Origin of the sequence: Pseudomonas sp. SED1 (assembly GCF_034044025.1) — a bacterium.
GTDB lineage: Bacteria > Pseudomonadota > Gammaproteobacteria > Pseudomonadales > Pseudomonadaceae > Aquipseudomonas.
In genome coordinates, this window is sequence record NZ_JAXCIS010000100.1 from 1 (window position 1) to 9,292 (window position 9,292).

Consider the following 9,292-nt stretch of genomic DNA (forward strand, 5'->3'; position numbering starts at 1 on the left):
CTCTGCTTTTGATCTGCTTTTGATTTTGATCTGACTGCCCCATTCAGCCCGAGGCCGAACGCAGGTATTGAGGAGCGGGTAAACCGGCAGGACGCCGGTTTAGCCGCGCCGGGCCATGGATGGCCCGTCGCGGCGGCCCGCGGAGCAATGCCGGAGCTGAGGGCACACCGAGCCTAGGCGAGGTGCCGACAGGCGGGGCAGAGCGTTTTGGTTACTTTTGCGCTTTTCAAAAGTGACCCGCTGTAAGAGCGGAACCATAGGCAGCCGTTACCTAAATAACGGATATGTACCCAACACCACCCCTCAAATCCTCCGCCTGCGACCAAGCTCCGGAATCCCCACCGCAAGCGCCACCTCCACCCGCTCCACCCTCCTCCCAACTACCCCCGCCAACCCCACCACCGTCGGCTGACTGAACAACGAGCGAGCATCCACCTCCAACCCCGCCTTACGCATCCGCGCCACCACCCCCACAGCCAACAACGAATGCCCCCCCAACTCAAAAAAGTGATCCTGGCGCCCTACCCGGTCCAGCTTCAAAACCTCCGCCCAAACCCCCGCAATCACAGTCTCCACCTCCCCCCGAGGCGGTTCATAGGCACGACTCAAAACCGCCTCAACCCCAGGCTCCGGCAGCCCCTTGCGATCCAGCTTCCCCGCCGGGTTAAGCGGCCACACCTCCACCCGCACAAACGCCGAAGGCACCATGTACTCAGGCAACCCCTCCACCATGTAACGACGCAACGCCTCAAGCCCCGGCACCGCATCACGAACGGTGAAATACGCCACCAACCGCTCATCCCGAATCAACACCGCCACCTCCCGCAACGCAGGATGCGCCGCCAACCGCGCCTCAACCTCCCCCAGCTCCAGCCGCACCCCGCGCAGCTTCACCTGAAAGTCATTACGCCCCAAAAACTCCAGATTCCCATCCGGCAAATACCGCACCAGATCCCCGGTTCGATACAACCGATCCCCCACCACAAACGGGCTTTCGATAAACCGCTCGGCAGTCATCTGCGCCAACCCCAAATACCCCCGGGCCACGCCTACCCCGCCGATGTGCAACTGCCCACTGCACCCCAGCGGCACCGGGCGGTCATGCTCGCCCAGCACATACAACCGGGTATTGCTGATCGCCCGCCCAATCGGCAACTGCAACCCAGGCACCGGCGCACCCGGTTCGAGGGTCCAGGCGCTGCTGTCCACCGTCGCCTCGGTCGGCCCGTAAACGTTGTGCAAACGCACCCCGGGCAACCGCGCCTGAACCCCACGAGCCAAGGCCTCGGTCAACTCGCCGCCGCCGCATAGGACGTCGGTAAGGCTGGTGCAGTGAGCGGACTCTTCCAGCTCCAGAAACTGCTGCAACATCGCCGGCACAAACTTGATCACGCTGATCTGTTGCTCACGAATCACCTGCGCCAGGTACGCCGGTTCACGGTGGCCATCGGGCCGTGCCAGGACCAGGCGCATGCCGTTGGTCAACGGCCAGAACAACTCCCACACCGAACCGTCAAAACTGAACGGCGCCCGCTGTAACAACGCGCCACCCTCGGCATTCGGGCACAGTTGCGAGCCCCAGTGCATCAAGTTACCCAAGCCGCGATGCTCGATCATCACGCCCTTGGGCGTGCCGGTGGAGCCGGAGGTGTACATCACGTACGCCAGGTTGCCGACGCTCAACCCCGGCACCAGTGGATTACCTTCGGGCGCGTGCTGCCAGGCACCGTGGTCGAAGTCGATCACCGGTATCGACACTTCCCCCGGCAAATCGCGGGTCGCGCCGTGTACCAGCAACGCCACCGGCGCGCTGTCTTGCAGCATGTAGGCGAGACGCTCGCGGGGGTAGCCCGGGTCCAGCGGCACATAGGCGCCGCCTGCCTTGAGGATCGCGAGCAAGCCCACCACCAGGTCCAACCCGCGCTCGACACACAGCGCCACCCGCGAATCCGGCTGCACCCCGCGCTCGCGCAGGTGATAGGCCAGGCGGTTGGCGCGCTCGTTGAGTTGGCGATAAGTCAGCTGTTGCTCACCGGCCTGCACCGCCACCGCGTGGGGTGTCTGCCGGGCATGGGCTTCGAACAGGGCGTGAACGGTCAGGTGCACGGAGTAGTCGGTTTCGCTGGCGTTGAAGTCCACCAGTTGCTGTTGCAGTTCGGTCGCGGGCAACACCTCCACGTCGAATAGCAGCGCTTCTGGGGTCTCCATCAATCCCGCGAGCACCGTGCCGAGGTAGTCCAGCAGGCGCTGGGCACCGACCTTGCGGGGCGCCTTGGCCTTGAGCCGGAAACCGCTGGGCAGGTCGTCCACCGTGAGCATCAGCGGGTAGCTGAGGATGTCTTCGCTGCTGAGCAATTCGATGCCGGGCTGCAGCGCCTGGCGTTCCTCGGCCGAGACATGTCGGTAATTCAGCAGGCTGTTGAACAACGGCGTGACGCCGCTGCAACGCTGGGCCAACGCCAGCGAGGCTTGCTCATGGGCGAGCAAGGCGCTGAGTTGCTGCTGCGTGTCCTTGATCGCCTCACGCACCGTCAACCCGGCCAGGCGTACCCGCAGCGGCAAGGTGTTGATGAACATGCCCAAGGCACGGTCGGCGCCCTCACCTGCTTGCAAACGTCCCAGCAGCACCGTGCCGAAGACCACATCGTCACGGCCCGAGACGCGCCCCAGCACCTGGGCCCACGCCAGGTGAAACAGGCTCGCCGCACTGACACCCAAGGTGCGCGCCTGCTCCCGCAGCCGCTGGCCGAGTGCGTCGGGGAGCAGCACATCGGCTTCCTCGGTCGCGTGGCGATCCGCCTGGCGCTCCTGCAAGCCGAAGGCCAGGGTCGGCTCGTCGACATCCGCCAGTCGCTCGCGAAAGAACGCTTCGTGCGCGGCCTGGCGTGCCGGTGAACGGGTCTGGGCGACTACGTTGCGATAGGGCACCGGCTCCGGCAGTTGGTGTTGCTGGCCGAGCAGATGTGCCTGGATTTCCGCCATCAGTACTTGCGTCGATGTGGCGTCGTTCACCAGATGATGGAAACGCAGCATGCCCACCCAACGGCGGTTCTGCGGGTCTTCGGCGTAATCCAGGGCCATCAGCGGCGCCTTGCGCAAGTCCAGTGGGCGCTGGCGTTCGCGCAGTTGTTGGAGGATTGAATCCCCCTGGAGGACCAACGGCTCCACGTCCAGAATCGCCTTGCGCCACACCACTTGCATCGGTTGCTCGATGGCATCCCACGCCAGGCTGGTACGCAGGATGTCATGACGGTCGATCACCTGTTGCAGCGCCTGGGCGAAGGCATCGAGCTGTTCACGGCAAGCAAAGCTGAACATCGCGTGTTGCTGGTACGGATCACGCTCGTCGGTGATGTGGTGATAGAGCAAGCCCTCCTGCAACGGTGCCAGCGGATAGATCTCCTGCACATTGGCGGCGCCGCCGGGGATGGCGGCAACAATGCGCTCGATCGTCGGCGGGTCCAGCTCGGCCAGTACCAGCAGGTCCGGGGTAATCAAGATGCAACCTACAGGAACGCGGTTGGCCGGCACATCAAGCTCGGTGCCCTGGCCGACCGCCGCCGCCAGCGCGGCCAATGTCGGCTGGCCGAACAGCACCTGCACATCCGCCTGCAACCCGGCCTGGCGCATGCGCTGCACCAGCTGGACCGCCAATAACGAATGGCCGCCCAACTCAAAGAAATGGTCATGCCGCCCTACTTGCTCGACGTGCAACACGTCGGCCCATATCTGCGCCAGGGTGATTTCCGTGGCGCCTTGGGGAGCTTCGTAGATTCGGCTGATAAACGCATCGGCACCGGGCGCCGGCAAAGCCTTGCGGTCGAGCTTGCCGTTGGCGGTCAGGGGCAACGCGTCCAGTTTGACGTAGGCCTGCGGCACCATGTAATCCGGCAAGCGTGATCTGAGATGGGTACGAAGCAGGTCAATCGTTACCGGCGCGTGCTCGGTGAACCAGGCCAATAGCTGCCCCTCACGCACCAGGACCACAGCTTCAGTGACCCCCTCATAACCTGCCAGGGCGGATTCGATTTCGCCCGGTTCGATACGCACTCCACGGATTTTTACCTGGTCGTCGTTGCGCCCCAGGTATTCGAGATTGCCGTCCGGCAGCCAGCGCGCCAGGTCGCCGGTGCGGTACATACGGCCCGGGTTGAAGGGATCATCGAGGAAGCGCTCAGCGGTCATTTCCGGACGGTTCAAATAGCCGCGCGCCACACCTTTACCACCGACGTACAACTCGCCCGCGATCCCGATGGGCACCGGCCGCTGCTGCTCATCCAACAGGTAGACCGTGGCGTTCGCGACGGGCTTGCCGATGTGCAGCGGCTGCCCGACCTCAACCAGGCCAGAGGTGGCAACTACAGTCGCTTCGGTAGGCCCATAGTTGTTGATCACCGCGAAACTGCGTGCCTTGTTGAACTGGCGCAGGCGGTCGCCACCGATCAGCAACGTGCGCAAGGTCGGATGCTCGATGTTCTGGCTGAAGGCGTACTCGGCCACCGGCGTGGGCAGGAAGCACACGTCCAGCGGCTGAGCGCGCCACCAGTCCAGCAGCGCGTCGATGTCTTCCGCGCCGTCGTGGGCCGGCGGCAGGTGCAAGGTCGCGCCCACGCACAGTGCCGGCCAGACTTCCCAGGCCATGGCGTCAAACCCGAAACCGGCAACGCTGGCGGTATGGCTGCCCGCGTGCAAGTCGAAGGCCTGGCAATGCCAGTCCACCAGATTGGCCACGGTGTGGTGTTCCACCATCACGCCCTTGGGCAGGCCGGTGGAGCCCGAGGTGTAGATCACATAAGCGAGGTTGGCGGGCGTCATCACCACGTGTGGGTTGCTCGCCAACTGCGCCGTGGCTTGATCCAGATTGATCACCGGCACCGTCAGTTCCGGCAAGCGCTCGAGCAAATCCGTCTGTATCAGCACCGCCACCGGCGCGCTGTCATCGAGCAGGTAGTTCAGGCGTTCGGCAGGATGGGCCGGGTCCACCGGCACATAGCAGCCACCGGACTTGAGAATGCCCAGCAACCCCACCAGCGTTGCCAGGCCACGCCGGGCGACGATGGCCACCCGGTCGTCAGGCTTTACCCCAAGCCCCAACAGTTGATGAGCCAAGGCATTGGCCCGTTGATTCAACTCGGCGTAGGTCAGTCGCTGGTCCTGGTACACCGCGGCTACCGCATGCGGGGTCAGCGCGGCCCGGGTTTCGATGCGCCCGTGCAGGGTTTGTGCAGCAGGGTACGCTTGAGCCGTGGCGTTCCAGCGTTGCAACTGCGCGTTTTCCTCAGGCGTGATCAACGAAAAATCGGCCAGGGCCAGCGCTGTATTTTCCAGGCCCTGTTCCAGCAGATACACCAGACGTTCCGCCAGGGCCTGCACCTCGTGTTCCTGGAAATACGCCTCGTTGTAGACGCAGTGCAGGCACGCCGTGTCGTGGTAGCGATTGCTGCGCAGGTGAATCGCAAGCGGCAACGGCTCATGGTGGTTGGAGACTTTGATCGCCCGCGCGGATGCCTGGCCGTAGCGAAATTTATGGTCGTCCTGTTCATAGGACACCGACAGGTCGAACAGCTGGCCACGGTCGGCGCGCAGCAGACCCAGCTCGCGGTTCATCTCGCTCAGGGGGAAGCGCTGATGCCGGAAATCCTGCTTGAGCTGGTCTCGTACGCCACGCACTAACACGCTGAACGGCAGGTCGTCGCTGAACTGCAAGCGCACGGCACTGACCTGAGTGAACAGTCCCAGGGTCGAACGAAAGCGCGCATTGGAACGGTTGAGAATCGGCAGCCCCACCACCCATTCCTGGCGCTGGCCGGTGCGGCTGAAGTACAGGTACATCGCGGCCAATAGCACATGGAACGCCGATGCCTCGTAGTGGTTCGCCACCCGCGCCATACGGTTTAGCAGCGTCGCCGGAAAGGGTGCCACGTAGGTGTTGCTCGGTACCTGGCCCTTGGCATGGTAACGGGGCGTCAGCAGCGGCTCGGGCAGCGCCTGGTATTTGTCCAGCCAGTAACTGCGGTCGCGGGCATAACGGGCCGACTCGCGATAGCGTTCATCGCTGTCGATAAAGTCTACATAGGACGGTGCCGACAGGTCTGGTTGCCGTCCCTGCTCCAGGGCGCTGTAGATACCGGCCAGCGATTGCAGCATCTGGCCGAAGCCCCAGCCGTCGAGAATCAGGTGATGGGCCTGGGTGCCGAGGCGGTAATGCTGCTCGTCGAGCTTGACCAGGAAGAAGCGGAACAACGGCTCGTCGACCAGACCATAGGCCCGGGCCATTTGCGCCTGCAGCAAGGCCTCGGCCACCGCCTCGGGGTCCGGCTGCCGCGAGACGTCATGCCGGGGCACCGATACCACCATCGACTCGGCAAACGCCTGCCGGGGCAAGCCATCGTCCGCCACCTGCAACACCGTACGCAACGCGTCGTGCTTGGCCACCAGTTGCTCAATGGCGCGCTGGATCAATGCGGGGTTCACCGGGCCTGTGAGGTCGACATAACCGCCGATGTTGTACAGCGGCGAATCGCCGAGGCGCAGTTGGTCCAGCCAGATATCCCGCTGGGCGGCGGTCAGAGGGAAATACGTCATAAGATCCTTCTCATGTGAGGTGTCGATAAGGCGCACAACGCCCCATTGAGGCGAAATCAACGGAATTTAAGCATCGCCCCCAAGGGCCGTATGTCACCCGAAACCCGGACAGCCAGATACCGTGCCGGGGTTGGCTGATGGTTCAGTGCTGAATCGATTAAATGGGTGTAGGAAATTGGCTATCCCTGGCCGCTGCCTTGCAGACGAGGCTTTTCCTAAAGACAAACAAAACTGTTCTATATCAACTAGTTAACAAACTCTAAAACACCCTCCCCGTGTAGCCCCGCGTTATTTTCCCGTCAGAAATGACGAAATAATGGCGCGCTTTTTATGGCAGGTTGTGTCCCTCGTTTCCGCTACATACGTAGGACAAATCCCCGTGGCTAAATGAAGCCTCGAGCACCGACCCAGGTTCAAGGAGAACGGGAGGCCTGCAGACGAACGGGGGCAACCGTCGACGGTTTTCGACATCAAGGATGAGATGGCTATGAGTCTGACCAGCAGTATTCGGAATATGGAAAGTCCGCATTTTTATTTCGAGTTGGGGGAATTGATTTCAAGCACTGGCACTGAACACTTCGCAGCTAACATGCTGCAACTGGTCAACAAGCTGGTACCGGTTCACCTGGTGGACCTCAGTGAATGGACCCTCGACGAGCACCAGGCATGCGTACTCGACATCACGTTACTCGGCAGCGATGGGTTGAAGCAGGACTTGCCGCCACCGCGCACCCTGCATCACCGCGACGATCATCCGCTGCTGAAGAAAATGCTCGGCATGAATGATCCGTTGTTGATCCAGATGAATGCCAAGGCCAACAGTACCCACATCCGCGGCACCTCTCATCAGTGCAACCTGGTCTCGCGCCAGGCCAATCGGCGTTGCGTGATTTCGTTCTATCGGCCCCATACCCAACGCGCCTTTTCCCTGGCGGAGTTGTCGTTTCTCAAGAGCCTTTCGGAAACCTTGCTGCCCTTGATCGAGCGCCACGCGCAGATCAATCGACAGGCGCCGCGGGTGGCTCCCGAGCCCTCTAAAACCCTGTTGGAGCAGTCGCAATTGCAGCGCGAATTCTACAAACGCCTGTCACTCAGTGACATCACCTTATCGGCGCGGGAGCAAGAGGTGTGCCTGGGACTGTTGACCGGCGGAACCGTGCCGCAGATGGCCGAGAAACTCAGCGTGAAAAACAGCTCCATTGAAACCTACCTCAAGCGCGCGGCGGCCAAATTGGGCGTGAGTGGCCGCCATGGCCTGGCCAAATGGATGGTTGGGGCGTGATGAAAAAACTGATGTTCGGCGTGGTGTGTGTGCTTGGCGGGTGTTCGCTGATCCCGGACTATCAGCGGCCCGAGGCGCCAACGCCGACGCAGTACCCGGTGTACAACGCGGACAAGGTAGGCCCATCGGCCGCCGGGTCTGACTGGCAACAGTTGTTCCGTGACCCGGTGATGCGGCAGTTGATTGGCCAGGCACTGGTGAATAACCGTGACCTGCGGGTGGCGGCGCTGAATGTCGAAGCGTTCCAGGCGCAATACCGCATCCAGCGTGCGGACCTGTTCCCGGCGGTGTCTGCCACGGGCGCCGAAAACCGGCAGAAAGTCCCACGGCGTGCCACGGGCACCGGCAAATCGGCGATCACCTCCACCTACTCTGCAACGCTGGGCGTGAGTGCCTATGAGCTGGATTTTTTCGGCCGGGTGCGCAGCCTCAGTGAGCAGTCGATGCTGCAATACCTCGCCACTGAAGAAGCCAGGCGCAGTGCGCAACTGAGCCTGGTGGCCAACGTGGCCAACGCCTACCTGACCTGGCGCGCCGACCAGGAACTGCTGGCCCTGGCCCAGCAGACGCTTGCTTCGGACGAGTACAGTCTGCGCCTGACGTCGCGCAGCAAAACGGCGGGCAAGGCGACGTCGATCGATGTGATCCAGGCCCAGACCAGCGTCGAGAGCACGCGAGCAAGCATTGCCCGCTACCAGCGCCAGGTGGCCCAGGACCTCAACAGCCTGGCGTTGCTGGTGGGCGGGCCGGTGCCGGATTCTTTGCCGGCACAGCCGCTGTCCGCCGACCTGGTGGCGCGCGTGCCGGCCGGGTTGCCGTCGGACCTGCTGCAACGGCGGCCGGATATTGTTCAGGCCGAATATCAGTTGCAGGCGGCCAACGCCAATATTGGCGCGGCGCGGGCAGCGTTTTTTCCTTCGGTTACGCTGACGGCCAACGCGGGGACCTCCAGCAAGGATTTGTCGGGATTGTTCCAGGGGGGGTCGGGGAGTTGGGCGTTTCAGCCGCAGATCAATCTGCCGATCTTTAATGCGGGGAGTCTGAGGGCGAGTCTGGATTACGCGAAGATTCAGAAGAACATCTTTGTCGCGCAGTATGAGAAGTCGATTCAGACGGCGTTTCAGGAGGTCTCGAACGGGTTGGCGGCGCGCCAGACGTATAACGAGCAACTGGCGGCGCAGCGGGATTTTGTAAGGGCTAACCAGAAGTATTACGACCTGGCCCAGCACCGGTATCGCAGTGGGGTGGACAGTAATCTGGTGTTTCTGGATGCGCAGCGGTCGTTGTTCAGTTCGCAGCAGGCGTTGATTGTGGATCGGTTGGCGCAGTTGGTGGCGGAGGTGAATTTGTATACGGCGTTGGGTGGGGGGTGGGAATTGGGTTCCGCTGGGGGTGGGGGTGGGGGTGGGGGCATATCCGTTTCTT

3 protein-coding genes are annotated in these 9,292 nt (G+C 62.6%); 2 read left to right on the forward strand and 1 reads right to left on the reverse strand.

The genetic code is table 11. The features are described from left to right. Positions 1 to 303: 303 nt before the first annotated feature. Positions 304 to 6,585, reverse strand: coding sequence for a non-ribosomal peptide synthetase (locus SNL23_RS13105; protein ID WP_318302428.1), 6,282 nt, complete (start codon positions 6,583 to 6,585; stop codon positions 304 to 306). Positions 6,586 to 7,072: 487 nt separating this feature from the next. On the opposite strand from SNL23_RS13105, the gene SNL23_RS13110 reads away from it, so the two are divergent. Then, positions 7,073 to 7,867: a helix-turn-helix transcriptional regulator gene (locus SNL23_RS13110; RefSeq protein WP_076016691.1), complete on the forward strand. Its 795-nt coding sequence runs from the start codon at positions 7,073 to 7,075 to the stop codon at positions 7,865 to 7,867. Next, positions 7,867 to 9,292, forward strand: a 1,426-nt coding sequence (locus tag SNL23_RS13115) for an efflux transporter outer membrane subunit (protein ID WP_318302429.1), incomplete at its 3' end; no start/stop codon positions are given. The genes SNL23_RS13110 and SNL23_RS13115, both read left to right, overlap by 1 nt.

What these genes read in the sequence shown, in the direction of transcription:
- SNL23_RS13105 (WP_318302428.1), bottom strand. Translation starts at nt 6,585, where the DNA reads ATGACGTATTTCCCTCTGACCGCCGCCCAGCGGGATATCTGGCTGGAC.
- SNL23_RS13110 (WP_076016691.1), top strand. Translation starts at nt 7,073, where the DNA reads ATGAGTCTGACCAGCAGTATTCGGAATATGGAAAGTCCGCATTTTTAT.